Source organism: Amycolatopsis australiensis (assembly GCF_900119165.1).
Lineage (GTDB): Bacteria > Actinomycetota > Actinomycetes > Mycobacteriales > Pseudonocardiaceae > Amycolatopsis > Amycolatopsis australiensis.
The window spans coordinates 7,761,576-7,787,972 of record NZ_FPJG01000006.1 but is presented as its reverse complement, the minus strand read 5'-3'; the positions used below and the strand labels follow the sequence as shown (position 1 = coordinate 7,787,972).

The following is a 26,397-nucleotide window of genomic DNA, read 5'->3' as shown; positions in this document are numbered from 1 at the left end:
GTTTAGTCCGCGAAGCCCTTAACATGCGGGTATGACGTCGGTGATCGAGCGGTTGCGCGGAGACGGGCCCAAGTTCTCCATCGAGTTCTTCCCGCCCCGGGACCCGGCGGACGAGGCCGTCCTGTGGAAGGCGATCCGGGAGCTCGAGCCGTACGACCCGGCCTACATGTCGATCACCTACGGCGCCGGCGGCTCCAGCCGCGACGGCACGATCCGCAGCATCGCCCGCGTCGCGACCGAGACGACGCTGGTGCCGATGGCGCACCTGACCGCGGTCAACCACTCCGTCGCCGAGCTGCGGAACGTGATCGGCTGGTACGCCTCCGTCGGCGTCCGCAACATCCTCGCGCTGCGCGGCGACCCGCCCGGCGACGTCTACGGCGAGTGGATCCCGCACCCGGAGGGCCTGACCTACGCCGAGGAGCTGGTCCAGCTGGTCCGGTCGCTGGGCGACTTCTGCGTCGGCGTGTCGGCGTACACCTACGGCCACCCGCGCTCGCCCGACCTCGAATCGGACACGAAGTACCTGGTCCGCAAGCTGCGCGCGGGCGCGGACTTCGCGATCGCGCAGCTGTTCCACGACGCGGAAGACTTCCTGCGGCTGCGCGACCGGGTGGCCGCGACCGGCTGCGAGGTCCCGGTCCTGCCCGGCGTCATGCCGCTGACCACCATGCGGACCCTGCAGACGACGATCAGGCTGTCCGGCGCGCCGGCACCGCGGAAGCTGCTCGACCGGCTGGAACCGCTGGCCGACGACCCGAAGGCGTTCCGCGCGGCGGGCATCGACGTGATCACCGAGCTGTGCGAGAAGCTGATCGCCGAGGGCGTGCCGAACCTGCACTTCTACACGTTCAACCGCTCGAAGGCGACGCGCGAGGTGATCGCGCGGCTGGGACTCGTCCCGGCTCGTGCCTGAAGTACGTACCACCGGGCGCCGGTGGCCCGGTAGCGTGCGGCCCATGGCTTCTACTGCTTCCGAAGGCGTGCACGGGATCTGTGACCGCTACGTCGACGACTACGCGGCCGCGGACCCGGTCGCCGCGACCGCATACGGCATCAAGGGGCACGACCACCGCCTGACCGACTACTCGGCCGACGGGTTCGCCGAGCGCGCCGGGCTGGCCGCGCGGGCCCATGCCGCCGTCTCCGCCGCGGAGCCCCGGGACGCCGCCGAGCGGGCCGCGAAGGCCGTGTTCACCGAGCGGATCGGCCTGGAGCTGGAGATCCACGAGGCCGGTCTCGACGTGGCGAGCCTCAACGTCATCTCCAGCCCGGTGCAGGAGCTGCGGATGGCGTTCGACCTGATGCCGCTGGACACCGAGCAGGACTGGGCGGCCGTCGCCGCCCGCATCGGCGAGGTGCCCCGCGCGCTCGCGGGCATCCGCAGCGGCCTGCTCTCGGCGGCCGACGCGGGCCGCGTCGCGGCGCTGCGGCAGGTCGCGAAGGTGGCGGAGCAGTGCGAGACGTGGGCGGGCCTGAAGGACGAGACGGGGTTCTTCACGCAGCTCGTCGGCGGCGCGGCTGCGCAGGGTGAAGCGCTCGTCGCCGACCTCGGGCACCGCGCGCGGGCGGCGGAGGAGGCGTTCGCCGAGTTCGCCGGCTTCCTGCGCGCCGAGCTGGCGCCGAAGGCCCCGGTCAAGGACGCCGTCGGCGAGGACGTGTACCGCCTGTGGTCGCGGTACTTCGTCGGGGCCACGCTGGACCTGCGCGAGGCCTACGAGTGGGGCTGGGCGGAGTTCGCGCGGATCGAGACGGAGATGCGCGCGGTGGCCGGCCGGATCAAGGCCGGTGCTTCGCCGGCGGAGGCGGCCGCGGTGCTGGACGCCGACCCGCGCTACCGCGTCCGCGGCCGCGCCGAGTTCGAGGCGTGGATGCAGCATTTGTCGGACGAAGCGCTGAAGTCGTTGCGCGGCAAGCACTTCGACGTCTCGGATCGCGTGATGGCCCTGGAGTGCAAGATCGCCCCGCCGGGCGGCGGCGTCGGCGCGTACTACACGGGCCCGAGCGAGGACTTCAGCCGTCCGGGCCGCATGTGGTGGTCACTGCCCGCGGGCCGCGACGAGTTCAGCACGTGGCGCGAGACGAGCACGGTGTACCACGAGGGAGCCCCGGGCCACCACCTGCAGATCGCGACGGCAGTGGACCAGTCGGGGGCGCTCAACAAGTACCAGCGGCTGATGGCGTTCACCTCGGGCCACGCGGAGGGCTGGGCGCTGTACGCCGAGCGCCTGATGGAGGAACTGGGCTACCTGTCCGACGACGGAGACCTGCTGGGCATGCTGTCGGAACAGCTGTTCCGCGCGGCCCGGGTGGTGGTGGACCTGGGCATGCACCTGGAGCTGCTCATCCCGGCGGGGACGGGTTTCCACGAGGGCGAGCGGTGGACTCCGGACCTGGGCCTGGAGTTCATGCTGACGCGCACGATCACCGACCAGGCGCACGTGCGCGACGAGATCGACCGCTACCTGGGCTGGCCGGGCCAGGCCCCGGCGTACAAGATCGGCGAGCGCCTGTGGCTGGCGGCCCGGGCGGAAGCCCAGGCCAGGGCGGGCGCGGCGTTCGACATCAAGCGGTTCCACACGGAGGCACTGAGGATGGGCGGCATGGGCCTCGACACGCTGCGCGAGCAGCTGGCCCAGCTGGACTGACGAATCGCCCACGGCCGCCGGAAAACCGGTGGCCGTGGGCCGTCCGGCGTGACTAGGTTCCTCCTCGTGCGCCGAATCCTCTTCGTCACCCCACCGCCCCGCGCCTGAGCGGGGTGGTCTCCCACCGCGTGGCCGCCAAGGCCCGCGGTTCTTTTCCGTGCGCACCGCCCCGCGTCGTCGAACTCCCGATTCCTTCGACGCAGGAGCGTTTTCCCGATGTCCGTCCTACCCACGCGCGCCCGTTCGTCGGCCGCGCTCGTTCTCGCCGGTGTCCTCTGGGGCACCGGCGGCCTCGCCGGCTCGCTGCTCGGGCGGCTCGCCGGCCTGCACCCGCTCGCCGTCGCCGACTACCGGCTGCTCGTCGGCGGCGGGGTCGCGACCCTGTTCGTCGTCCTCAAAGGCGGCGCCCTTCCGCGCACGGCGGAAGCCGCGAAACGGCTTCTCGCCGTCGGTGGGCTGTTCGCCCTCTTCCAGGCGAGCTACTTCGCCGCCGTCGCGTTCAGCTCCGTCAGCATCGCCACGATGACCACCATCGGCGCGGCACCCGTCGTCGTCACGCTCGCCGGGCGGCGGAAACCGGGCCGCTGGACGGTGGTCTCGCTCGCCGGCACGATCGCCGGCCTGGTGCTGCTGCGCTGGTCACCGGACGAGCCCGCGCACCTCGCCGGCGGCCTCGGCTTCGCCCTGCTCGCGGCGGCCGGTTTCGCGGCACTGACGCTGCTCACCGCGAAGCCGGTGGAGGGTCTGGAGCCGCTCTCGACGACGGCGTTCGGCTGCCTCGCCGGCGGCGTGCTCCTCACGCCGGTGGCGAGCTGGTCCGGCATGGCGCTGCCGCTGCACGCGGACGTCCTCGCGGTGGCCTGCTACCTCGGCACGGTGCCGACGGCCCTCGCCTACGCGGCATACCTGCGCGGCCTGACGACGGCGCACCCGGTGCTGGGCGCGTTGTCGGCGGTGCTGGAGCCGCTGACGGCGGCGGTGCTGTCGGCACTGCTGTTCGGCGAGCGGCTGAGCGCCACGGCGTGGTGCGGCGCGGCCGTGCTGGTCGCGGCGCTCGCGGTCGGCTACTGGCGGCCCGAGCCGCGGTGACGGGGTGGCTGCCCCTCGGCTCAGCGCGGGTCGAGGGGCAGCGCCCGTCCGAGGATCGCGAACGGCCGCGGATCGCCGGCGAAGTGGTAGTCGCGCAGGACGTCGACGAAGCCGGTGCGCCGGTAGAGCTTCCACGCCCGGCTGGTGCCCTCGGGCGTCGACAGCAGGACGTTCGCGCTCGGCACGCCGTCCAGCAGCCCGCGCAGCAGGTCCTCGCCGATCTGGTGGCCCTGGTTCTCCGGCCGGACGTGGATCTCGGTCAGCTCGAAGTAGTCCGACAGCCACCGCTCGGCCGCCTCGGGCCCGAACCGGCGGCTCAGGCCGTGGCGGACCTGCTCGTGCCACCACTGCCCGGCCCGGCCGCGGTAGCCGTAGGCGAGCCCGAGCAGGACGTCGTCGGCATCGAGCGCGGCCATGCAGCGCCAGCCCTCACGCAGCGCGTGGGTGAGCCACATCGGCGCCCGCTGCTCGGCGGTGCCCGCCGGGTACCGCATCGCCCGGACGTAGATGTCCAGCGCCTCGGGCAGGCGCGCGCGGAACTCGTCCGCGGAGAGCTGGACGTAGCGGGAGCAGCCGGCGGGCATCGCGGTCACGGCTGTCCATCTTCCTCCGCGCCGTCGAGCGCGCCCGGGGTGCCCCCGGTCAACGCCACCAGCTCCGCGTACGTCGTCGGGTAGACGGCCTTGGGGTGCCCGGCCGCGGCCCACACGACGTCGTATGCGCGCAACGCGGTGTCGACGAGCGTCGGCAGCGGCCGCGGGTGCCCGGTGGGGGCGACGCCGCCGATCGGCTGCCCGGTGTGCTCCCGCACGAAATCGGCGTCGGCCTTGCCGATTTCGGCCCCGGCCAGCCGCGCGAGAGTGGCCGGATCGGCGCGGTGCGCGCCCGAGGTCAGGGCGAGGAGCGCTTTTTTGTCGGACCCCAGGCGGAAGATGAGGCTGTTGGCGATGGCCCCGACGGGCACGCCGAGCGCTTCGGCCGCCTGAGCGGCGGTCCGGACCTCGGCGGGCAGGACACGGATGCCTTCGGCGGCGGCGTGCTGCCCGGCTTCGGCCAGCGCGGCCGCCACCTTGGCGACGGCGGGGTGGTCCAGCGAACTCATGGACCTATGAGATCACGCCGCCGACCAGGTGTCCCGCGGGAATCCACCCCCGGGGTTGAGCGGACGCCCGGTCCGGGGTTACTCTGGATTTTGTTCGAACAGACGTTCGACATCGGTGAGCGCGCACCGGTCAGGTGCCCGGCTCCGGGACGGGGGAAGCGTCTCGGCGCCGGGCACTGGATCGGGGCTCACGCCGCGCAGGAGGAGGGTCGTCATGTCCGTCGAGGTCGCCCCCACGGATGCCGGGCAGCCACAGCTGCCCATGACGCTGCGCCCGCAGCCCGCTCCGGCCCACCCTGGACGAGCCCGGCAGTGCCCGTCGCCCGGAGCCGATGCCCGGCAGCGGCCCACGACCCCGGCGGCGGACCCGGGCCAGCACCGGCTGCCGATCTCACTGCGCTCGTCCACGTCGGCCGCAGCCCGCACGCGGGCCCGGTCGAACCCTGGAGACGTCCGGCAGCCGGAGCTGCCGCTCGCGGCGCGCGCTTCGGTTTCGCCGACGGGGGCCGGGCAGGCCGCCCCGGCCGCGCAGCCGCAGCCGCTCGCCCCCGCCACCTTCGATGCGAAGGCCGAGCAGGTCGCGGCGCGGCGTCCGGCCGCTGCCGGGTTGGCCGCGCCCGCGCGTTGCGGGCCCGCTGAGGCCGAGCAGGTCACGGCGCCGTCCCCCGGCACCGATCAGCCCGGGCTGCCCATGTCGCTGCGTCCGCCCGCGTCTCCGGCCGCCGCCGGGTTGCTGGCCCAGGCTCGGCGCGGGCTTGCCGAGGCCGAGCGGGAGACCGATCCCGCCGAGCGGTTCATCGGTGCCTACCTCGCCGCCCTGCGCGGTGCCGCCGCCGTGCTCGCCGCCCGGGGCCGTCCGCACCGGGGCCGCGCCCGGCCCGCCAGCACCTGGGTGCTGCTCGACTCCGTCGTCCCCGAGCTGCGGGAGTGGTCTGCCTTCTTCGCGAGCAACTCCGCCGCGCGCGCCGCCGCGCAGGCCGGGATCACCGGCAAGGTCACCGCCGAGTCGGCCGCCGAACTGGTGCGCGCCGCGGCGCCGTTCCTCGAGCTGGTCCGCCGCCTCGTGCACGGCCTCCCGAACACCGGGGAAGCCCATGTCGCGTGAGCACGGCCCGGTCGACCAGGGGCGGCTGCTCACGGCGTTGGGGATCGAAGGCCGGGTGCTGGCCGAGGCCGTGCACGCCGCGCCGGTCGAGGCGCCGGTGCCTGCCTGTCCCGGCTGGTCGGTCGGCGAGGTCGCCCGGCACGTCGGGAGCCTCTACCGCATGGTCCGGCGCCGGCTCGCCGAAGGCCGGAGCCCCGAGGACTGGCCCCGCGATCCCGAACCCGGCCAGAGCCTGGCGCAGTACCTGGAGACGGGCCTGGCCGAGCTCCTCGACGAGCTGGCCGCGCACGACCCGGAGGAGCGCGCCGACACCTGGTGGCCCGCCGACCCGACCTACGGGTTCTGGCGGCGGCGGATGCTGCACGAAACCCTCATCCACCGCGTCGACGTCGAGCAGGCGGCGGGCGCGCAGGCCCGCGGCGTCGCCGACGACCTGGCGATCGACGGTATCGACGAGGCATTGACGCTGTGGTTCGGCCAGAAACTGCCGATGCTGGGCCTGACCGGCACGAAGGCGGGCTCGGTCGGCGTGCGCGCCGGCGCGCACAGCTGGATCGCGCGCGCCGGACCCGAGACGACGGAGGCCTGGCGCTGTTCGGCCGAGGAGGCCGAGGCCGCGGACGACGTCGTCACGGCGGCGAGCCCCGCGCAGCTGTACCTGTGGCTCTGGGGCCGGGCGTCCCTGACCTCGGTGACCGTGCGGGGCGTGCACGACCAGGCGGCCCAGCTGTGGGCGCTGCTACGGCTCGCGACCCGATGAACCGGCCGGTGGGGAAGCCGAACCGGAACTGTCGGAGGTGGCGGCTAGCGTGCGGCGCATGGACACGCGCCTGGTGAACCTGGTGATCGACGCGGCGCGCCCGGAAGTCCTGGCGGACTTCTGGGCCGCGCTGCTCGGCTGGCGCGTCGCCGCCGAGGAGCCGGACGAGATCGACGTCCGCGCGCCCGAGACCGACGGCTGGGACCTCGACCTCGTGTTCGTCCCCGTGCCCGAACCGAAGGTGGGGAAGAACCGGATCCACCTGGACCTGGCGAGCCGGAGCCCCGCCCACCAGGCCGAGCTGGTGGAGCGCGCGCTGGAGCTGGGCGCCCGCCGCGTCGACCTCGGGCAGGGCGCGGTGCCATGGGTCGTGCTGGCGGACCCGGAGGGCAACGAGTTCTGCGTCCTCGAGCCCCGCGACCGCTACGCGCGGACGGGCGCGGTCGCGTCGATCCTGGTCGACGCCCACGACCCGGAACGTATGGCCGCCTTCTGGACACGGCTCACGGGCTGGCCGGTCGAAGCCCGGGAGGGTGACGTCCTGGTCGGGCTGCGTGCGCCGACGGGCCGCGGGCCGTGGCTGGAGTTCCTCCGCAACGACGACGTCAAGCGGGTGAAGAACCGCGTCCACCTCGATGTCGCGCCGCCGGCGGGCGCCGGCCACGCGGAGACGGTGGCGGCGATCGTGGCCGCGGGTGCGGCGCCGGCCGACCTCGGCGGTCCGGAGGTGCCGTGGCGCGTGCTCATGGATCCGGAAGGCAACGAGTTCTGCGTGCTGGCCCCCCCGCTGAGCCACTCGGCTGTTTCGCCCGGGTTGCCGAGCCGGGGCGAACGCTGACCTGCGCGAAACATCGCCGTCCTGGCGTGGCAACAACCGCGGTGGACCGTGGGGGCATGGAGACTTCCCGAGCGTTGCCCCGGCCCGAACGGACGGCCGTCGCCGAGGAGACGGACGCGCCGTCGGCGTGGCGGGTGCGGATCCGGATGCACGACCACCCCGGCACCCTCGCCCGCATCGCGATCCGGCTCGCCGACCTCGAGTGCAACATCCTCGGCCTGACCGTGCTGCCGGTGCCCGGCGGGGTGCTCGACGAGATCGTCCTGCGCCCGGCGGCCGGGCTGCCGCGGCGGCACCTCGCCGACGCCATCCGCGCCGAGGGCTGCGAGTGCACGGCGATCGTCGACGCCGACGTCCACGAGCTGGTCGACCCGTCGTCGTCGACGCTGCTCGCGGCCCGCCGCGCGATCGACTCCCCGGCCCGCCTCGCCGAAGTGCTGAAAGACGTGCTGGCGGCGGACGTCGTCACGCTCGTGCCCGCGGCGGAGGCGAACCCGGCCCGGACGGAGAGCGGGCACCGGGCGGTGTTCGGGCTGAGCGCCGGCGCGGCGCTGGTGGCGCGCCGCCGGTGGGCGCCGTTCGTGCAGCTGGAGCTGACCCGCGCCGACGCGCTGGTGGCGTTGCTGGCGGCGGCCGAGCGGAACGTCGCGGGCCCGGTGGTGCTGAACCGCCCGGACGGCGCGGCGATCGTCCTGCGCAAGGGGGTCCCCGCCGACGCCGACGCGGTGTCGGCGCTGCACCGCCGCTGCTCGACGGCCACGCTGTTCCGGCGCTACCACACGGGCGTCCGGACGGTCCCGCGCCGCTGGCTGCACCGGCTGCTGGTGCCGCCCCGCGGGACGAGCGTGCTGGCGGTCTTCGGCCGCGACGTGATCGGCCTGGCCCAGCTGATCCCGGCGACGACGGGCGCGGCCGAGATCTCCCTGCTCGTGGAGGACGACTGGCAGCGCCAGGGCATCGGCACGGAGCTGCTGGCGAGGGTCGCGGTGCTCGCGGAAGGCCAGGGAATCACGCAGCTGCGGGCGGACTGCCTCCCGCGCGACGAGATCCTGGCCCGCACGGCGGCCCGAGCGGGACTGCGCACCGAACGTTCCACCGCGGACGGCACGCAGTTGCGGATCTTCCTGCCCGCCTGAGGTCTGCTGCCGACGTTCCACCTTCGTGAGCAGGCCGGTGGGGTGGCCGCTTCCAGCTTGTCAGCGGTTCCAGAACCAGTCCTTCTCCCGCGCTTCGCGCAGGGCCGTCTTCTTGCGCTCGGCCGTCAGGCGGTCGAGGTACAGGATTCCGTCCAGGTGGTCGGTTTCGTGCTGGAGGCACTGGGCCAGCACGTCTTCGCCTTCCACCTCGATCGGCTCGTTGTGGACGTCGACGCCTCGGACCTTCGCGTGCTTGGCCCGTTTCGTGGGGAACCACAGCTCCGGGACCGACAGGCAGCCCTCGTTGATCTCGTGCGTCTCCTCGGACAGCTCGACGATCTCCGGGTTGATGACGTAACCGGTCAAACCGGCGACGTCGTAGCTGAAGATCCGCAGCCCGACCCCGATCTGCGGTGCGGCCAGCCCGGCGCGGCCCGCCGGTTTCACCGAATCCACCAGGTCACGCACCAGCGCCTCGAGCTTCTCGTCGAACACGGTGACGGGGTCGCAGACGGACTTGAGGATCGGGTCCCCGAAATAGCGCAGTTCGCGCATGGCCATGAGCAGAACATCCTTCGTGCGGTGTCGGACTGGCAGCTTAGGCCCGCAGGCGCAGACCTGACGGCGTGGCCCGGAAACCCGCCTCTTGGAGCACCTCGGCCAGTTCGGACGTCAGCGCTTGCTCGCCGTCCGCGCGTTGGACGGACAACTGGCCGAGCCAGCCCTCGCGCACCGCCGCCGACAACGCCTGCGCTGCCTCCGACAGCGGTTGCCGGTCCTCCGTGAAGCTCAGCAGCGACCGGCCTCCTCGCTCCACGTACAGGGCCGGGACCCCGTCCACCAGTACCGCCAGCGCACCGGCCTTGCGGGCCGGGCGGTGCTTCGTGTCGCCCGTCGCGGCCGGCCAGGGGAGTGCCGCGCCGTACGGCTGGGCCGGATCCGCCGCCGCCAGCACCACCGCGCGGCCCGGCGCCGGACGGCCGGGGCCCGACAGCGCACGCAGCCGGTCGACCGCGCCCTTCGCCGCGAACTGGGCCGCGCCCAGCCCTTCCACGACGTAGCCGCGGATCACCTGGCCGGTGTCCTCCATGCCGCGGAGCACCTTGTAGATCCCCGAGAACCCACCGGTGACACGCTCGGTCTCCAGCGCGCCGCGCGTCAGGACGCCGTGGCGCTCCAGGAACGCTTCCGTTCGCGCGTGGGCCCGGCGGGTCACGTCGGTCTCCCGGGCGGGGGTCAGCGCCCAGCGGCCGGCGACGGTCGGTGGCCCGGACCGCGACGGCATCTGCGGCCGCCCCGCCCGTAGCCGCGCGTACCGGCCGCGGGGGGCCTGGCGCCGCGGTTTGTGCGCGCCGTGCCCGGCCACCTGTGCCCGCAACGGCCCCAACGTGTCGCCCGTGACCAGCCCCGCCCACACCAGGTCCCACAGCGCGGCGACGACTTCGGCGTCGTTCGGGGCCTTGTCCACCAGCACGCTCGCGCGGTCCACCAGCTGCCGGAAGAACAGCGCACCACCCTCCAAAGTGGACAGCAGCGCGTCGTGCAGCGGCCCGGTCGGGATGTCCTCGACGACCTCGGGCAGCAGCAGGTCCGCGACGTCCGTGGGGGCGAGGGCGATCCACCCGTCACCGCCGGACAATGCGCCGCAGCCCGCCCACGTGACCTCGCCCGCGGTCGTCAGCTCGTCCAGCAGCGCGGGGGAGTAGCCCGGCAGGCGCCCGGGCAGGATCAGCGACTCCACCGCGCTCGCCGGCAGGGGCGCCCCGGCGAGCTGCTCGACCACCGACAGCACGTCGTCCGCCGTCGGGGCCGCCCGGACGCGGCCGCCGAACCCGTGCCACGCCGGCAGGAACCGGCCCAGCGCCGCCGGCTCGACCGGCTCGACCTCGGCGCGCAGCTTCGCCAGCGACGCCCGCCTCAGCCGCCGCAGCACCGCGGAATCGCAGTACTCGACGCCCACACCGTGGGTGTCCGGATGGCCGACCGGGCTCAGCTCGCCGCGGACCAGGCGGCCTTCCCCGGTCATCCGGTCGAGCACGCCGGTGACGACGGCCAGCCCGAGCCCGAACCGCCGGGCCACGTCCGCCGCGGCGAACGGGCCGCGGCTGCGGGCGTACCGCGACAGCAGGTCGCCGAGCGGGTCCGCGACCGGTTCGGTGAACGCCTCGGGCACGCCCACCGGCAGCGCGGTGCCCAGCGCGTCGCGCACGCGACCGGCGTCCTCGATCGCCAGGAACCGTTCGGTGCCGCCGATCCGCACCCGGATCGCCCGCCGCGCCGCTTCCAGCTCGGTCAGCCACTCCGGCCGGATCCCGCGCTCGGCGGCCTCTTCGACGGTCAGGTCGCCGAGGAACCGCAGCAGGTCGGCGGCGTCTTCGGCCGACCGCGCGTGCCGGTCGGGTTCGAGCCGCTGCAGCGACCGTTCCACCTCGCGCACGGCTTCCGGGTCGAGCAGCTCCCGGATCGCCTCGGTGCCCAGCAGCTCGGCGAGCAGTGCCGAATCCAGCGACAGCGCCGCCGCCCGGCGCTCGGCCAACGGCGCGTCGGTCTCGTACAGGAACATCCCGACGTAGCCGAAGAGCAGGCTGCGTGCGAACGGCGACGCCGCCGGCGTTTCGACCTCCACCAGCCGGACCTTCCGGGCCCAGACGTCGGCCATCAGTTCGCGCAGCCCGCCGACGTCGTAGACGTCCTGCAGGACCTCCCGCATCGCCTCCAGCACGACCGGGAACCGCTCGTACTTCGCCGCGACGGACAGCAGCTGCGACGCGCGTTGCCGTTGCTGCCAGAGCGGAGTGCGGCGCCGCGGGTCCCGGCGCGGCAGCAGCAGCGACCGCGCCGCGCACTCCCGGAACCGCGCCGCGAACACCGCCGAGCCGCCGACCTCCGCGACGATCAGCTGCTCGACCTCCTCCGGGTCGAGCAGGACGTCGTCCGCGCCGATCGTGACGTCACCGCCTTCGGCGTCGAGCGCGTCCGGCAGCCGCAGCACGATGCCGTCGTCGGAGTGCGCGACCTGCGCGTCGACCCCGCGGTTCTCCCGCAGCCGCGCGCCGATGGCCAGCGCCCACGGCGCGTTCACCTGCGCGCCGAACGGCGAGTGCACGACGATCCGCCAGTCGCCCAGCTCGTCGCGGTAGCGTTCCAGCAGGATCGTCCGGTCGTTCGGCACGTGCCGGGTGGCGGACTTCTGCTCGGCCAGGTAGTTCAGCAGGTTGTCGCAGGCCCGCTCGTCCAGCCCCGCCGCGACGGCCCGCTCCCGCGCCTTCTGTTCATCCGATGTGGACAGTTCGCGGACGAACTTGCCCAGCGCCCGGCCGAGCTCCAGCGGGCGGCCCGGCGCGTCACCCTTCCAGAACGGCATCCGTGCCGGCTCGCCCGGCGCCGGCACCACGATGACCCGGTCGTGCGTGATGTCGGTGATCCGCCACGACGACGTGCCCAGCAGGATGGTGTCGCCGACCCGCGACTCGTACACCATCTCCTCGTCGAACTCGCCGACCCGCGAGCCCGGCTTGTCGTCCGAGCCCGGTGTCATCACGGTGAACAGGCCGCGGTCCGGGATGGTGCCGCCCGAGGTGACGGCCAGCCGTTGCGCGCCCGGCCGTCCGCGCAGCTCGCCGCTGATGCGGTCCCACGTGATGCGCGCCCGCAGCTCGCCGAACTCCTCGCTCGGGTACCGGCCCGCGAGCATGTCGAGCACCGCGTGCAGCGCGTCGTCCGGCAGGGACGCGAACGGTGCCGCGCGCCGCACCAGCGTCGCGAGGTCCGCCACCGTCCACGGCTCCAGCGCCACCATCGCCACGACGTGCTGCGCCAGCACATCGAGGGGGTTGCGCGGGTAGCGGACCGCCTCGATGGCGCCGCTCGCCATCCGCTCGGCGACCACCGCGCAGGAGACCAGGTCGCCGCGGAACTTGGGGAACATCACGCCGGAGGAGACGGCGCCGACCTGGTGCCCGGCCCGGCCGACGCGCTGCAGCCCGGACGCCACCGTCGGCGGCGCCTCGATCTGCACGACCAGATCGACCGCGCCCATGTCGATGCCCAGCTCCAGCGACGACGTCGCCACCACGCAGGGCAGCCGCCCGGACTTGAGCTCTTCCTCGACGTGGGTGCGCTGCTCCCGCGACATCGAGCCGTGGTGGGCGCGGGCGATCACCGGCGGCGCGCCGGTGGTGACGCCGGACTGCCCGACGGCCTCGGCCGGGAACGCGTCGCCGGGGGTCAGCGCGGTCTGCTCGGCGGCCAGCTCGTTGAGCCGGGCGGTGAGCCGCTCGGTGAGCCGGCGCGAGTTGGCGAACACGATGGTCGAGCGGTGCGCGCGGATGAGGCTCAGCACCCGTTCCTCGACCGCCGGCCAGATCGACGGCCGCTGGACCGGGTTGCCCGCCATCTCCTCGAGGGTGCCCAGCCCCCCGGGCGCGATGTCGCCGGGCGGGAACGCGTCGGTCATCGACTCCAGCGCGTCGAGCGGGCTCGGCGCCGGACCGCTCGGCGCGTCGAGGTTGCCCATGTCCTCCACCGGGACCTCGACGCGCACCTCGATGGTCTTCGCCAGCTTCGGCTGGACCACCCGCACCGGCCGGCCGCCGGCCAGGAACGCGCTCACCTCGTCGATCGGGCGGACCGTCGCCGAGAGGCCGATCCGCTGCGCCGGCTTCGGCAGCAGCGCGTCCAGCCGCTCCAGCGACAGCGCGAGGTGCGCCCCGCGCTTGCCGCCGGCGACCGCGTGGACCTCGTCGACGATCACGGTTTCGACCCCGCGCAGCGATTCCCGCGCCGACGAGGTGAGGATCAGGAACAGCGACTCGGGCGTGGTCACCAGCACGTCCGGCGGGGTCTTGCCGAAGGCGCGGCGCTCGGCCGCGGTGGTGTCGCCGGTGCGCATGCCGACCTCGATCTCCGGCACCGGCAGCCCGAGCCGCCGCGTGGCCTGGGAGATCCCGGCCAGCGGGGCGCGCAGGTTCCGCTGGACGTCGACGGCCAGCGCCTTCAGCGGCGAGACGTAGAGGATCCGGCAGCGTTTGGCCGCCTCCGCCGGCGGTGGTTCCACGGAGAGCCGGTCGAGCGCCCAGAGGAACGCCGACAGGGTCTTGCCGGACCCGGTCGGCGCGACGACGAGGGCGTGCTCGCCCGCGTGCGCGGCCCGCCAGGCGCCCTCCTGCGCCGCGGTGGGCGCGGCGAAGGCCCCGGCGAACCAGTCCCGGGTCGCGGGGGAGAAGAGGTCGAGAACGTCAGCTGCCACGTTGTCCATGATGCGCGGCACCACCGACAGTTTCCGGCGCGCCGGCGACGATCACGCTCTCGGCGAACTGCGGATACGTGATGTCGACCTGCGGATCGTCGGTGATCAGCCGGTGGTCGCGGTCCAGGGGCGTCCAGTAGGAAAACGGGGCCTGGCCCAGCTTGGAGTGGTCGGCCAGCACGTACGCCGCGCCGCCCGCGTGCAGCATCGCGTGCTTGACCACCGACTGCTCCAGTGACGGGCAGCACAGGCCCCGGCCGGCGACCACGCCGTCCGCGCCCAGGAACACCCGATCGGGTGAGATGTGCCGCAGCTGCGCCAGCACGCTCTCGCCGAGGATCGCTTCGTTGGGGTGCCGCAGCCGGCCGCCGAGGACGATCAGGTCGATCCCGGCGAAGCCGGCCAGCTCGCGGATCGCGTTGACGCCGTTCGTCACCACGGTCAGCCCCTCGCGGTGGGCGAGGTGGCGGGCGAGCCTGCCGGTGGTCGTGCCCGCATCGAGCAGCACCACCTCGCCGTCCCGCACCAGTGCGGCGGCCTCCCGGGCGATGGCTTCCTTCGCCGCCGCGTTCTCGCGGTCCTTCTCGCGAGGGCTGCGTTCGGTGTCGAGCGCGCCGCCGTAGGTGCGCACGACGTGCCCGGCCCCGGCGAGCGAGGCGAGATCGCGGCGGATCGTCGACTCCGAGACGCCGAACTCCTCGGCCAGCTCCGCGATGCCGCCCGAGCCGTCGCGGACGGCTTCGAGCAGCATCGCGCGCCGGTCACGGGTTCCTGGTCGCGGCTGGGGCATGCCCGGAGTCTTTCACGGCGGCCGGTTTCAGCCCGAAGAACGCCAGCCCGGCGGCCACGGCGAGAAACCCGGCCAGGACGACGAACCCCGTCGTCGCGCTGCCGGTGACGTCGGTGAGCCAGCCGACCAGGTACGGCCCGGCGAACCCGCCGAGGTTGCCCAGCGCGTTGATCAGGCCCATCGCCACCGCGACGACCTCGATGCCGAGAAGCCGGCTGGGGATCGCCCAGAACGGCCCGTACGGCATGTAGACGCCGGTGGCGACGACGCAGAGCAGCACCAGCTGCACCGCGGCCGGCCAGTGCACGAGGTTGCCGAGCAGCAGCCCGGCGATCGCGACGACCAGCGGCACGGCGACCGCGAGCCGCCGGTTGCCGGTCCGGTCCGACCAGTGCGCGCACGCGACCATCCCCGCCAGCGCGAGGACGTACGGCACGGCCGACAGGAACCCGACGGCGGTCGCCGACCCGCCGGTCATCGTCTTCACCACGCTGGGCAGCCAGAGCGAGAAGCCGTAGAACCCGGTGATCCAGAAGAAGTAGACGCCGATCAGCAGCAGCACCTGGCGGTTCGCCAGCGCCTGCCGGTAGCCCTGCTTGGCGACCGCGGGCTTCGCGTCTTCTTCCGCCTTCAGCGTGGTCTCGAGGTAGTCGCGCTCTTCGGCGGAGATCCACCGTGCCTTCGCCGGCCGGTCGGCCACCGCGAACCACCAGACGACGGCCCACACCAGCGGTGGCAGGCCCTGCAGGACGAACACCCAGCGCCACGACATGTGGTCGAGCATCAGCCCGGACAGCGGGGACATGATGATGGCCGAGATCGGCAGGCAGGTCATCCACAGCGCGTTCGCCCTCGCTCGTTCCGCCTGCGGGAACCACGACGCCAGCAGGATCAGCACGGCGGGCCAGACACCGCCCTCGAACAGCCCGAGCAGCAGCCGGGCCAGGTGCAGCTGCGTCTCGTTCTGCACCACGCCGCACAGCACCGCCGCGAACGCCCACGCGATCATCAGCAGCAGCACCGTCTTGCGGGCACTCCACTTCGCCGCCAGCACCGCCGCCGGGATCTGCAGGACGAGGTAGCCGACGAAGAAGATGCCGCTCGCCAGCCCCTTGGCGCTGGCGGACAACGGGAAGTCGTCGCCGATGTAGGGCAGGATCACCGCGACGTTCGTGCGGTCGAGGTAGGCCAGCATGTACATGACCACCGCGACCGGGATGACGTACGCCCAGCGCTTGCGGGGGATCATCGGACGGCCGGCGGGTAGATGGCGGGCAGCTTCCGCGCGTACGGCGCCAGGGTCGCCGCGGCCTTGAACGCCGCGCGCATCGTGCCGTGCGACGCCCGGCCGGTGCCGGCGATGTCGAACGCCGTGCCGTGGTCGACCGAAGTGCGCAGGATCGGCAGGCCGACCGTCACCGACACCGTGCCGTCGAAGTCGTAGGTCTTCGACGCGATGTGCCCCTGGTCGTGGTACAGCGACAGCACGCCGTCGAACCGGCCCTGGATCCCTTGGTGGAACACGGAATCCGCGGGGATCGGGCCGACCACGTCGAGCCCGGCCGCCCGCGCCGCGGCGACCGCGGGAGCGATCGCGACGATTTCTTCGTCGCCGAACTTGCCGTTCTCCCCGCCGTGCGGGTTCAGCGCCGCCACGGCGAGTCTCGGTTTCTCCGTGCCGAACACTTCGAGCGCCGTGTACGCCTCGCGAATCGCGTGCTCGATGTTTTCGCGGGTGATCTTGTCGAGCGCTTCGCGCAGCGAAAGGTGCCGCGTCGCGAAGAAGATCTTCAGCCCGGAAACCCAGAACATCGTGTTGAACCGGGTCGACCCGGTCAGCTCGCCGAGCATCTCGGTGTGCCCCAGGTGCTGGGAGCCCGCCGCCCAGATCGCCTCCTTGTTGATCGGCGCGGTGACGATCGCGTCGACCTCCCCGGCGAGTGCGAGCCGGGTGGCGACTTCGATCGCGCCGACGGCGGCCGCGCCCGCGGTCGCGTTCACCTCGCCCCACGGCAGGTCTTCGGTGACCACGCCGAGGTTGAGCACGTCGATCACGCCGGTGGTGAACCGCGCGTCGGCGACCGTGGCGATCGGGTTGATCTCCACGTTCAGCCCCAGGTGCCGGGCGACGCGTTCCAGCACGGGCGCGTCGCCGACCGCGACGCCACGGGCCAGCTGCAAGGCCTCCGGCTCGGCCAGGGTCTTCAGGGTGATCTCCGGGCCGATGCCGACGGGGTCGCCGAGGGTGACGGCGAGGATCGGGAGGTCGCTCACGGGTTCTTCCTTCCGGTGGCCAGGACGTGGTTCAGGTGTTCCAGGCAGGCCACGGCGGCATCGCGCCCGCCGATCAGCCCGCCCTTCGTGGCGAAGGGCAGCCCGGCGTGCGGGCCGCCGGAGAGCCGCCCGGCGACCGCCAGCGGCAGTACCTCGGTGTCGATCTCGAAGCCTTCGGCCCCGAGCGCCTTCGTGACTTCGACGGCGATGTCGCCGCCGGTGGCGTACAGCCCGCCGATCCGGTGCGCGCCGAGCACGAGCCGGGCCGCTTCGCCGAGTGCCGGCGGGATCCGCGCCGCGACCTGCGGGTCGATCGGCGCGCCCGGATCGGGTGCCCGGGTGCGGATGCCGACCACGCGGTGCCCGGCGGCGAGCAGCTTTCCGGCCGCGGCGGCGACGGCGGCCGGATCGGGCCGCCCGGCGTCGACGTCGACGTACCGCGCGTCCAGCACCAGCTCGGTTTCCAGTACCTGGTCACGGGTCTGCCCGGTGATGCTGCCGACCACCGCGAGTACCGGCGGGACGGTTTCGTGGCCGGGCGCGAGGCCCAGCGCCGCGGCCAGCCGGACGCCGAACGGCCCGGAGTCGACCGAGATCCACCGCGTGCCTTCCGCCGCCAGGCGGGCCGCGGCCTTCGCGACGGTGGTGAGGTGCCGGTTCGTCGTGGCGTCGCAGACGACGATCCCGGCCGGACGGCGCAACGCGGCCACCACCGCCTCCACGCCCTCCTCGACCACGTCGAGCGGCAGTTCGGCGATCGCGCGCCGCGTCGGCTGCAGGAGCGTGCGGATCCGCGAGGACCGGACCGGCGCCAGCGGATCGCGCGCGGCCGGGCTTTCGGCCAGTGGCACGCCGTCCACCAGGTGCAGGCCGCCGAGCGTGACCCGCCCCGCGTCCGGGAACGCGGGGACGACCAGCGCGCGGGCGTCCGGCGCCGACGCCAGGACGGCCTCGGTCTCCACGCCGACGTTGCCGCGCAACGTCGTGTCCACGCGCTTCACCGTCAGCTCGACCGGGCCGGCCAGCTCGACGGCCCGGCGGACCGCTTCCCCGGCGTGTGCCGGCGAAGCGTGCCGGGTACCAAGGTTCACCACCAGCGCGTCGATCCCGCTTTCCGCGCGCAGGCACGGCGCGTCCGGTTCCAGGGGCGCGTTGACCGAAACCGCGCGCAGCCCGAAGCGGGCGTACAGCGCGCCGGTCGCGTTGCTGCCCGTGAGGTCGTCCCCGAGGACGAGCAGCTTCGGCATCGCACGCTCCTATGCGCAGTTTGTGCAACTCGGTTGACCGAACTGCGCAACTATCGTGCACCTTGATCACCGCCCGCGTCAAGCGGCGGTGACTTTCGCGGGTCCGCACGCACGGTGACCGCGCGCATGGCAGCATCACCGCGAGCGCCGTCGAGGCGTGTTTCGCGAAGGGGAGTGCAGTTGCGGATCCTGTCGGTGGACCTCGGGACGTCCAACACCGTCGCCGTCCTTTCGGCGCACGGCAGGCCGCCCCGGGTGGTCGAGGTCGACGGCTCGGCCACCATGCCGTCGGCGGTGTTCGCCACCGAAGAGGGCACGATCATGGTCGGCCGCGACGCCGAGCGCCGCGCCCGCCTCGACCCGACGCGGTTCGAGCCGAACCCGAAGCGCCGCATCGACGAGCAGACCCTGCTGCTCGGCACCGACGTCGTCCCGGTGACCGACGCGCTGGCCGCCGTCCTGCGCCGGGTGCTCGAAGAGACCTCCCGCCAGCTCGGCGGCGAACAGCCCGACGAAGTCCGGCTGACCCACCCCGCGCAGTGGGGCCAGACCCGCCGCACCGTGCTGCTGTCCGCCGCCCGGCTCGCCGGGATGGGGCAGAACATCCTGCTGGTGCCCGAACCGGTCGCCGCAGCCGCGCACTTCGCGTCGTTCCCCGGCCGGTCGCTGGCCCCCGGCCAGGCGCTGGCCGTCTACGACCTCGGCGCGGGCACGTTCGACGTCGCCGTCGTCGGGGCCACGCAGAACGGCTTCACCGTGCTCGCCGAGGACGGCCTGCCCGACCTCGGCGGCCTCGACGTCGACCAGGCGCTGATGGTGCACGTCGGGCGCGAGGTCTCGCACTCCGACCCGCAGCGCTGGCAGCGGCTGCTGCGCCCCGAGTCGACCGGCGACCGGCGCACCCGGCGCGCGCTGCAGGAGGACGTCAAGGCGGCCAAGGAGGCGCTGTCGCGGCATCCGCAGACCGAGGTGCCGATGCCCGAGCCGTTCAAGGACGTCCTGGTCACCCGCGGTGAGCTGGAAGGACTGGTCCGGCCGGCGATGCTGCGCAGCGTCGAGCTGCTGTCGCGGACGCTGCGCTCTGCCGGGCTGACCCCGGACCGGCTGGCCGGCATCTACCTCGTCGGCGGGTCGAGCAGGCTGCCGCTGGTCGGCACGATGATCGCGGAGAAGCTCGGCGTCGTGCCCGCGAGCCTCGACCAGCCGGAGACGGCCGTCGCGCTCGGGGCCCAGCACGTGGCCCGCGACGGCGTGCGCACCCAGGCCGTCGAAGGGGCGGTGGCCGCCGGCGCCCCGCCGCACCGCCCGCAGTACGCGCCCCCGCCTCCGCCGCCGCAGTACCCGGGGTACGCACCCTCGAACTTCCCGCCCAGCGGGCCGCAGCCGGTGCCGTCGAACTTCCCCGCGTACTCGCCCGCCGCGGAGCAGGCCGAGCCGAAGCGTGGCGGGAAGAAGAAGCTGGTCATCGGGATCGCGGCCGCGGTCGTGGTGGTGCTCGCGGCCGGGCTGACGTTCTTCCTGACGTCGTCGTCTTCGGTGCCGACCTACACCGCGGAGCAGTGCCAGAAGCCGGGGCACGCGGACGACAAGGGCCTCACCGGCTGTCTGCGCCAGCTCGCCGGGAAGATCGCCGACACCGGGGACTGCAAGCCGGGCATGGGCAACGGCCCGGCGGCGCCGGCGAAGAGCCTCGGCCCGGCCTCGACCTGCTCCGCGCCGGGCCGGGCGGGCACGCAGGTGACCTACGTCCACGGCGAGGACGCCGCCACGCTCAAGCAATACACCGACGGCCTGCTCGCCTCGGCGGGCGGCGACCGCACCGAGGCCGACTGGGCGGGCAACGGGCTCAAGGGCCACTACTCGTCGGCGGCTGGCAAGACGTCGGCGGTGCTCGTGTTCACGGTCTCGGACCGGCCGCTCGTGGGGTTCATCTACCAGCTGAACACCAGCGACCAGGCCGCGGCGACCACGCCGGGCACGCTGGCCGACTACTTCGAGGCGAGCGTGCAGCCGGGGGAGTGACCGGGTCCGGAGCGCGGGCGCGAACGGTCCCTTCGCGACGCCCGGTTAGAGTGGGCCCGATGCGGATCACGGTTTTCCGGCGGCTGATGGCCGAGGAGTTCGGCCCCGGGCGGGCCCAGGTGCTGGCCAGGGACCACGTGCTCAGCGGGCTCGGCGGGCGCACCGTCGACCAGGCGCTGACCGCGGGAATTCCGGCGAAGGAGATCTGGCGAGAGGTCTGCGACGCCTTCGACGTCCCGCCCGAACGACGCTGACCTGGGCGAACACGGACGGGTCCTGACCCGGGCGGGCGAAAATCCTAGCGCAAGGGCGTGTCGCTGCCGACCTCGAACAGGTGTTCGTCTATGGTGTTGTCCACATCGGGTCCAGCGATCCACAGATTGGGCGCCGCGCCTGGAATTGTCGGTCCCCGCCGCTAGCGTCGGACCGGACAGCTGAAGAACCGACACAGAGCCCCCGGCAGAGACGGGGCTTCGACCAGCGAGGTGGACTTCCATGCCTGCAGCACCCGACAAGGACAAGGCGCTCGAGCTCGCGCTCGCGCAGATCGACAAGCAGTACGGCAAGGGCTCGGTGATGCGCCTCGGCGAGGAATCCCGCCCGCCCATCGCCGTGATCCCCACCGGCGCGATCGCCCTCGACGTCGCCCTCGGCATCGGCGGCCTGCCCCGCGGCCGCGTCGTCGAGATCTACGGCCCGGAGTCCTCCGGTAAGACGACCGTCGCGCTCCACGCGGTGGCGAACGCCCAGCGCAACGGCGGCATCGCGGCCTTCATCGACGCGGAGCACGCGCTCGACCCGGAGTACGCGAAGAACCTCGGCGTCGACACCGACGCGCTGCTGGTGTCCCAGCCGGACACCGGTGAGCAGGCGCTGGAGATCGCGGACATGCTGATCCGCTCCGGCGCGCTCGACATCCTGGTCATCGACTCCGTCGCCGCGCTCGTGCCGCGCGCCGAGATCGAGGGCGAGATGGGCGACTCGCACGTCGGCCTCCAGGCCCGCCTGATGAGCCAGGCGCTGCGGAAGATCACCGGTGCGCTGTCCAACTCGGGCACCACGGCGATCTTCATCAACCAGCTCCGCGAGAAGGTCGGCGTCATGTTCGGCTCCCCGGAGACGACGACCGGTGGCAAGGCGCTGAAGTTCTACGCGTCGGTCCGCCTGGACGTCCGCCGCATCGAGACGCTGAAGGACGGCGGCGAGGCCGTCGGCAACCGGACCCGCGTCAAGGTTGTCAAGAACAAGGTGGCCCCGCCCTTCAAGCAGGCCGAGTTCGACATCCTGTACGGCCAGGGCGTCTCCCGCGAGGGTTCGCTCATCGACATGGGTGTCGACCAGGCGATCCTGCGCAAGTCGGGCGCCTGGTACACCTACGAGGGCGACCAGCTCGGGCAGGGCAAGGAGAACGCGCGCCGGTTCCTGCGCGACAACCCGGACATCGCCAACGAGATCGAGAAGCGGATCAAGGAGAAGCTCGGCATCGGCCCGCAGGTCGACGCGGAAGCCGTCGAGGCGGTTCCGGCGCCGGTCGACTTCTGATCCGCCGGTGAGGGAGAGCCCTGCCGTGGCCGTGGTCCGCGGTGGGGCGGGACGAGGGAGTGACTCAGGTGGCGAGGGCACCCAAGGTGCCGCCGGCCGAGCTGCCTCCCGAGGAGCGGTACAAGAAGGCCAAGGAGATCTGCTTCGACCTCCTGGCCGCGCGGCCGCGGACTCAGGAGGAGCTGCGGCAGGCGTTGCACCGCAAGGGGTTCGACGAGGAGACCAGCGAAACCCTGCTCGGCAAGCTCGACCGGGCGGGGCTGGTGAACGACGAGGAGTTCGCCCAGCTGTGGGTGAAGTCCCGGCACGCGAACCAGGGCCTCTCCCGCACCGCGCTGGTGGCCGAGCTGCGGCGCAAGGGCGTCGACGGTGAGGTCGCCGCGCAGGCGGCCGGTGAGGTCGACCGCGAGTCCGAGGAGCAGATGGCCAGGGAGCTGGTCCGCAAGCGCCTCGGGTCGCTGGGCAACGTCGATGAGCAGACGGCCTTGCGGCGGCTGCTGGGGTTCCTCGCCCGCAAGGGTTATCCGCAGGGGCTGGCGTACACCGTGATCAGGGAGGAACTTCGCGCCTACGGCGCGGAGTCCACCCTTCTTGATGACGCTGTCATTGACTGAGTGGGGCTTTTCCGGGGCCGGGGCGCGCCTTCGGCACACTCCGAGCACCGTTCCAGCGCACTGGAACGGTGCTTCGGAAGGCCTGCGCGTCTTACAGCTTCGCCGCTTCCGCGGCCAGCTTCTCGATCTCCGCGAAGTTGCCTGCCGTGATCGCCGACTTCGGGGTCAGCCAGGTGCCGCCGATGCAGCCGACGTTCTCCAACGCCAGGTACGACGGCGCTGAGGCCACGGTGATTCCGCCTGTCGGGCAGAACCTCAGCGACGGCAGCGGGCCCGCGATCGCCTTCAGGTAAGCCACTCCGCCGGATGCCTCCGCCGGGAAGAACTTCAGAGCCGAAATGCCGCGCTCCGCCAGGCGCATCGCCTCGGACACCGTGCTCGCACCCGGCAGGAACGGCAGACCCGTCTCCGCGCATGCGTCGACCACCGCGTCCGTGCAGCCCGGTGTCACCAGGAACTTCGCGCCCGCGTCGGCCGCCTGCTTCGCGTGCTCCGGCGCTGTCACCGTGCCCGCACCGATCACGATGTCCGGTACCTCTGCGGCTACGCGCTCGATCGCCGCCAGCGCCGCCGGGGTGCGCAGGGTCAGTTCGATCACCCCGATCCCGCCGGCGAGCAGGGCCCGGGCCGTCGGTACCGCGTCGCCGGCGTCGTCGATCACCACCACGGGCATCACGGGGGACAGCTCGAGCAGGTCCTGACCGGTGGTCACTGACCGACCTCCTGGATTTCCAGAGTGTGCGTGGGCATTCCGAAGTGCTCCGGCGTCAGCGGCCCGAACACCGAAGCGCCCTGGTCGGCGGGGCCGACGGCACGGCGCAACGCGGCGAACAGTTCTCGGCCGGTGCCGGTCCAGGATGCTTCGGACGGTGGCGAGTCCACAAGCTCACGGCGGGCGAGTTCTTCGTCACCGACGAACACGTCGAGCGTTCCCGCGGACGCGTCCAGGCGGATGACGTCGCCGTCGGCGATGCGGGCGATCGGGCCGCCCGCCGCGGCTTCCGGCGTCACCTGGATCGCCGCCGGGATCTTGCCCGACGCGCCCGACATCCGGCCGTCGGTGAGCAACGCCACCCGGTGCCCGCGGTCCATCAGCACGCCCAGCGCCGGCGTCAGGCCGTGCAGCTCCGGCATGCCGTTGGCCCGCGGCCCCTGCTGCCGGACCACCACGACGACGTCGCGGTCCAGCTCGCCCGCCTCGAACGCGGCCTTGAACGCCTCCTGCGTCGTGAACACCCGCGCCGGCGCCTCCACGACCCGGTGCTCCGGTGCCACCGCCGACACCTTCACCACCGCGCGGCCCAGGTTGCCCGCGACCATCCGCAGCCCGCCGTCCGCGGCGAACGGGCGCCACGCCGGGCGCAGCACGTCTTCGTCGAGGCTGCGGGTCGGCACGTCGCGCCAGACCAGCTCGCCGTCGGACAGGATCGGCTCGGCGCGGTAGCGGTGCAGCCCGAACCCGGCGACCGTGTGCACGTCCTCGTGCAGCAGCCCGGCGTCGAGCAGCGTGCCGACCAGGAACTGGATGCCGCCGGCCGCGTGGAAGTGGTTGATGTCGGCGCTGCCGTTCGGGTACACCCGCGCCAGCAGCGGCACGACGGCCGACAGATCCGAGAAGTCGTCCCAGGTCAGCTCGATGCCCGCGGCCGCGGCGATGGCGACCAGGTGCATCGTGTGGTTCGTCGAGCCGCCCGTCGCGAGCAGCGCGATGATGCCGTTGACGAACGCCTTCTCGTCGAGGATCCGCGAGACCGGCGTGTACTCCTCGCCGCGGGACAGCGCGACGACCCGGCGTCCCGCTTCCTCGGTCAACGCGCGGCGCAACGCGGAACCCGGCTGGACGAAGCTGGCGCCCGGCAGGTGCAGGCCCATCACCTCGACGACCATCTGGTTCGAGTTGGCGGTGCCGTAGAACGTGCAGGTGCCGGCCGAGTGGTACGACGCCGCTTCGGCGTCGAGCAGGTCTTCGCGCGTCGCGAGGCCCTCGGCGTAGAGCTGCCGGACCCGCGCCTTCTCCTTGTTCGGCAGGCCGGAGTTCATCGGCCCGGCCGGGACCAGCACGGCCGGCAGGTGCCCGAACGACAGCGCGCCGATCAGCAGGCCGGGCACGATCTTGTCGCACACCCCGAGCAGCAGCGAGGCGTCGAACATGTCGTGCGACAGCGCGATCGCCGTCGACATCGCGATGACCTCGCGGCTGAACAGGGACAGCTCCATGCCGGCGCGGCCCTGGGTGATGCCGTCGCACATCGCGGGCACGCCGCCGGCGAACTGGGCGACACCACCGGCGGAGCGCACGGCCTTCTTCAGCCAGGCCGGGTACTCGTGCATCGGCTGGTGCGCGGAAAGCAGGTCGTTGTAGGACGACACGATCGCGACGCCGGGAGCGCGCGCGGCTCGCAGCGCCTCCTTGTCGGCGCCCTCCATGGCGGCGAAGCCGTGGGCGAGGTTGCTGCAGGCGAGGCCGCGGCGGACCGGGCCTTCGGCATACGCTGCCGCCATGCGTTCGAGGTAGGCCGCGCGGGTCGCGGCACTGCGCGCGGCGATGCGCTCGGTGACCTCGGCGACGACCGGGTGGACGGGCGTGGTGGGGGTGGGGCTCATGTCCGGCTCCGGATCACTGGTGTGGGGTGGTCCGCGGGACGGCAACGCTGACGCCTCTGGGTCGTGACACTGGCCACACTACCTTCGCGAAACGCCAAATCAAAATCGATTCAGAAGATCCACCCGCGTGACCCCGATCACCCTCGGAACCGTTAGTGTGCTAGTTGTCACACTGCACGACGCGCGGCAAAGCCGTAGGGGCGAGCGATCGCCCGGCCGGTTCCCTGTCGGCCCCACCACCTCCGGGAGGCATGATGTCCACCTCCGAGATCGCCGAGCTGCGGCGAACCATCGGCCAGCTCAGGCAGTGCGTCGGCGCGCTGCGCTCGCGCTACGGCGACGCGTCGGCGGTGCGCCGGCTCGCCAACGACGTGGAACGCCTCGACATCGACACCGCGGACCTCGACGGCGTCCCGCTCGCGGTGCCCGCCCAGGCCAAGGCCGCCGAACGCGTCCCGGTCCCCGACACCCCGTACGACCCGTCGCTGTGGCACGGCGCCGATGACGAAGGCGTCGGCGGCTACAAGCGCGACCAGCGGTGAGCGCTCCGGCTGACAACGGCGTCGGCACCGGCGTCCGGGCCCCGAAGCGGGCCCGGATCGCCGAGCGCACCCTCCGCACGGACCGGTGGTGGCTGCAGCCGCTGCTGACCGTGCTCGGGCTCGCCGCGTTCGTCATCTACGCGACGGTCCGGTCGTTCGTGCGCACCGCGTACTGGGTGCCCGACTACCACTACCTGACGCCGTTCTACTCGCCCTGCCTGTCCACCTCCTGCGTGCCCGGGTCGAGCCACTTCGGCCACTGGTTCGGCGACCTGCCCGGCTGGATCCCGCTCGGGTTCGTCGTGCTGCCATTCCTGCTCGGGTTCCGGCTGACCTGCTACTACTACCGCAAGGCCTACTACCGGTCCGTGTGGTTCTCCCCGCCCGCCTGCGCCGTCGCGGAACCGCACGCGAAGTACACGGGCGAGACGCGGCTGCCGCTGATCATCCAGAACGTCCACCGCTACTTCTTCTACGTCGCGCTGATCGTGTCGCTGATCAACACCTACGACGCGATCACGGCGTTCCACGGCAAGACCGGCGGCTTCGGGTTCGGGCTGGGCAACATCATCCTGCTCGGCAACGTGATCCTCCTGTGGGCGTACACCCTTTCCTGCCACTCCTGCCGCCACGTGACCGGTGGCCGGCTGAAGCACTTCTCCAAGCATCCGGTGCGCTACTGGATCTGGACGCAGGTGACGAAACTGAACACCCGCCACATGGCGCTGGCCTGGACGACGCTCGGCACGCTCGTGCTGACCGACTTCTACGTCATGCTCGTGGCCAGTGGCGCGATTTCGGACCTGCGGTTCGTGAACTAATCTCCCGCACCGACA

Annotated in this window: 23 protein-coding genes; 13 read left to right on the top strand and 10 right to left on the bottom strand. The window is 72.9% G+C overall.

The window, feature by feature from the left end:
• Nucleotides 1–31 precede the first annotated feature (31 nt).
• The 3 genes from metF to BT341_RS37090 all read left to right on the top strand — a co-directional run bounded on the left by metF (nt 32) and on the right by BT341_RS37090 (nt 3,737).
• Nucleotides 32–916, top strand: a complete 885-nt coding sequence (gene metF / locus BT341_RS37100) for a methylenetetrahydrofolate reductase [NAD(P)H] (RefSeq protein WP_072480668.1) — start codon at nt 32–34, stop codon at nt 914–916.
• A 43-nt stretch (nt 917–959) separates the two neighbouring features.
• A complete protein-coding gene (locus BT341_RS37095) occupies nt 960–2,648 on the top strand; it encodes a DUF885 domain-containing protein (RefSeq protein ID WP_177328985.1) in 1,689 nt (562 codons plus the stop codon).
• A 216-nt stretch (nt 2,649–2,864) separates the two neighbouring features.
• Nucleotides 2,865–3,737 (top strand): DMT family transporter, encoded by an 873-nt coding sequence (locus tag BT341_RS37090; protein ID WP_072480666.1) that lies wholly within the window; start codon nt 2,865–2,867, stop codon nt 3,735–3,737.
• A 20-nt stretch (nt 3,738–3,757) separates the two neighbouring features.
• Here the strand turns inward: BT341_RS37090 and BT341_RS37085 are convergent, their stop codons facing one another.
• Nucleotides 3,758–4,330 (bottom strand): GNAT family N-acetyltransferase, encoded by a 573-nt coding sequence (locus BT341_RS37085; RefSeq protein ID WP_072480665.1) that lies wholly within the window; start codon nt 4,328–4,330, stop codon nt 3,758–3,760.
• Nucleotides 4,327–4,839, bottom strand: coding sequence for a YbaK/EbsC family protein (locus BT341_RS37080; RefSeq protein ID WP_072480664.1), 513 nt, complete (start codon nt 4,837–4,839; stop codon nt 4,327–4,329). Before BT341_RS37080 ends, BT341_RS37085 begins: the two co-directional genes overlap by 4 nt.
• A gap of 214 nt (nt 4,840–5,053) precedes the next feature.
• On the opposite strand from BT341_RS37080, the gene BT341_RS48025 reads away from it, so the two are divergent.
• From BT341_RS48025 to BT341_RS37060, 4 genes are read left to right on the top strand one after another with little or no spacing between them, the layout of a single operon-like run.
• Complete coding sequence (locus tag BT341_RS48025) at nt 5,054–5,944, top strand: SAV_6107 family HEPN domain-containing protein (protein ID WP_072480663.1); 891 nt, start codon at nt 5,054–5,056, stop codon at nt 5,942–5,944.
• Complete coding sequence (locus tag BT341_RS37070) at nt 5,934–6,704, top strand: maleylpyruvate isomerase family mycothiol-dependent enzyme (protein WP_072480662.1); 771 nt, start codon at nt 5,934–5,936, stop codon at nt 6,702–6,704. Before BT341_RS48025 ends, BT341_RS37070 begins: the two co-directional genes overlap by 11 nt.
• A gap of 58 nt (nt 6,705–6,762) precedes the next feature.
• The gene (locus BT341_RS37065) at nt 6,763–7,542 is read left to right on the top strand and encodes a VOC family protein (protein ID WP_072480661.1); all 780 of its coding nucleotides are present in this window, start codon (nt 6,763–6,765) and stop codon (nt 7,540–7,542) included.
• A 56-nt stretch (nt 7,543–7,598) separates the two neighbouring features.
• A complete protein-coding gene (locus BT341_RS37060) occupies nt 7,599–8,678 on the top strand; it encodes a GNAT family N-acetyltransferase (RefSeq protein ID WP_177328984.1) in 1,080 nt (359 codons plus the stop codon).
• Nucleotides 8,679–8,738: 60 nt separating this feature from the next.
• Here BT341_RS37060 and def read toward each other — a convergent pair whose 3' ends face one another.
• The 6 genes from def to BT341_RS37030 are packed head-to-tail and all read right to left on the bottom strand — an operon-like array spanning nt 8,739 to nt 18,237.
• Nucleotides 8,739–9,239 (bottom strand): peptide deformylase, encoded by a 501-nt coding sequence (def, locus tag BT341_RS37055; RefSeq protein WP_072480659.1) that lies wholly within the window; start codon nt 9,237–9,239, stop codon nt 8,739–8,741.
• Nucleotides 9,240–9,276: 37 nt separating this feature from the next.
• Nucleotides 9,277–13,935: a DEAD/DEAH box helicase gene (locus BT341_RS37050; protein ID WP_177329112.1), complete on the bottom strand. Its 4,659-nt coding sequence runs from the start codon at nt 13,933–13,935 to the stop codon at nt 9,277–9,279.
• Entirely contained in the window at nt 13,916–14,716 is an 801-nt protein-coding gene (locus BT341_RS37045; protein WP_072480657.1) for a DeoR/GlpR family DNA-binding transcription regulator, read from the bottom strand. Before BT341_RS37045 ends, BT341_RS37050 begins: the two co-directional genes overlap by 20 nt.
• Nucleotides 14,688–15,965: an MFS transporter gene (locus tag BT341_RS37040; RefSeq protein ID WP_072480656.1), complete on the bottom strand. Its 1,278-nt coding sequence runs from the start codon at nt 15,963–15,965 to the stop codon at nt 14,688–14,690. Before BT341_RS37040 ends, BT341_RS37045 begins: the two co-directional genes overlap by 29 nt.
• Nucleotides 15,962–16,990: a 4-hydroxythreonine-4-phosphate dehydrogenase PdxA gene (gene pdxA / locus BT341_RS37035; protein ID WP_072480655.1), complete on the bottom strand. Its 1,029-nt coding sequence runs from the start codon at nt 16,988–16,990 to the stop codon at nt 15,962–15,964. Before pdxA ends, BT341_RS37040 begins: the two co-directional genes overlap by 4 nt.
• Entirely contained in the window at nt 16,987–18,237 is a 1,251-nt protein-coding gene (locus BT341_RS37030) for a four-carbon acid sugar kinase family protein (RefSeq protein WP_072480654.1), read from the bottom strand. The genes pdxA and BT341_RS37030 overlap by 4 nt, the downstream gene beginning before the upstream one ends.
• Before the next feature lie 180 nt (nt 18,238–18,417).
• Here BT341_RS37030 and BT341_RS37025 point away from each other — a divergent pair, with 180 nt between their 5' ends.
• The 4 genes from BT341_RS37025 to BT341_RS37010 all read left to right on the top strand — a co-directional run bounded on the left by BT341_RS37025 (nt 18,418) and on the right by BT341_RS37010 (nt 22,415).
• Entirely contained in the window at nt 18,418–20,259 is a 1,842-nt protein-coding gene (locus tag BT341_RS37025; RefSeq protein ID WP_072482383.1) for an Hsp70 family protein, read from the top strand.
• 59 nt (nt 20,260–20,318) lie between these two features.
• On the top strand, nt 20,319–20,513 hold the full coding sequence (locus BT341_RS37020; RefSeq protein ID WP_072482382.1) for a DUF3046 domain-containing protein: 195 nt from the start codon (nt 20,319–20,321) through the stop codon (nt 20,511–20,513).
• Nucleotides 20,514–20,754: 241 nt separating this feature from the next.
• Complete coding sequence (gene recA / locus BT341_RS37015; RefSeq protein WP_072480653.1) at nt 20,755–21,801, top strand: recombinase RecA; 1,047 nt, start codon at nt 20,755–20,757, stop codon at nt 21,799–21,801.
• 86 nt (nt 21,802–21,887) lie between these two features.
• Nucleotides 21,888–22,415: a regulatory protein RecX gene (locus tag BT341_RS37010; protein ID WP_143168978.1), complete on the top strand. Its 528-nt coding sequence runs from the start codon at nt 21,888–21,890 to the stop codon at nt 22,413–22,415.
• Nucleotides 22,416–22,506: 91 nt separating this feature from the next.
• Here the strand turns inward: BT341_RS37010 and eda are convergent, their stop codons facing one another.
• Nucleotides 22,507–23,127 (bottom strand): bifunctional 4-hydroxy-2-oxoglutarate aldolase/2-dehydro-3-deoxy-phosphogluconate aldolase, encoded by a 621-nt coding sequence (gene eda / locus BT341_RS37005; protein ID WP_072480652.1) that lies wholly within the window; start codon nt 23,125–23,127, stop codon nt 22,507–22,509.
• Complete coding sequence (gene edd, locus BT341_RS37000) at nt 23,124–25,019, bottom strand: phosphogluconate dehydratase (protein WP_072480651.1); 1,896 nt, start codon at nt 25,017–25,019, stop codon at nt 23,124–23,126. Before edd ends, eda begins: the two co-directional genes overlap by 4 nt.
• A gap of 254 nt (nt 25,020–25,273) precedes the next feature.
• Between edd and BT341_RS36995 the strand changes: the two genes are divergently transcribed.
• Both BT341_RS36995 and BT341_RS36990 read left to right on the top strand, forming a co-directional pair.
• Nucleotides 25,274–25,561, top strand: a complete 288-nt coding sequence (locus tag BT341_RS36995) for a hypothetical protein (protein ID WP_072480650.1) — start codon at nt 25,274–25,276, stop codon at nt 25,559–25,561.
• On the top strand, nt 25,558–26,382 hold the full coding sequence (locus BT341_RS36990; protein WP_072480649.1) for a hypothetical protein: 825 nt from the start codon (nt 25,558–25,560) through the stop codon (nt 26,380–26,382). The genes BT341_RS36995 and BT341_RS36990 overlap by 4 nt, the downstream gene beginning before the upstream one ends.
• Nucleotides 26,383–26,397: the final 15 nt, after the last annotated feature.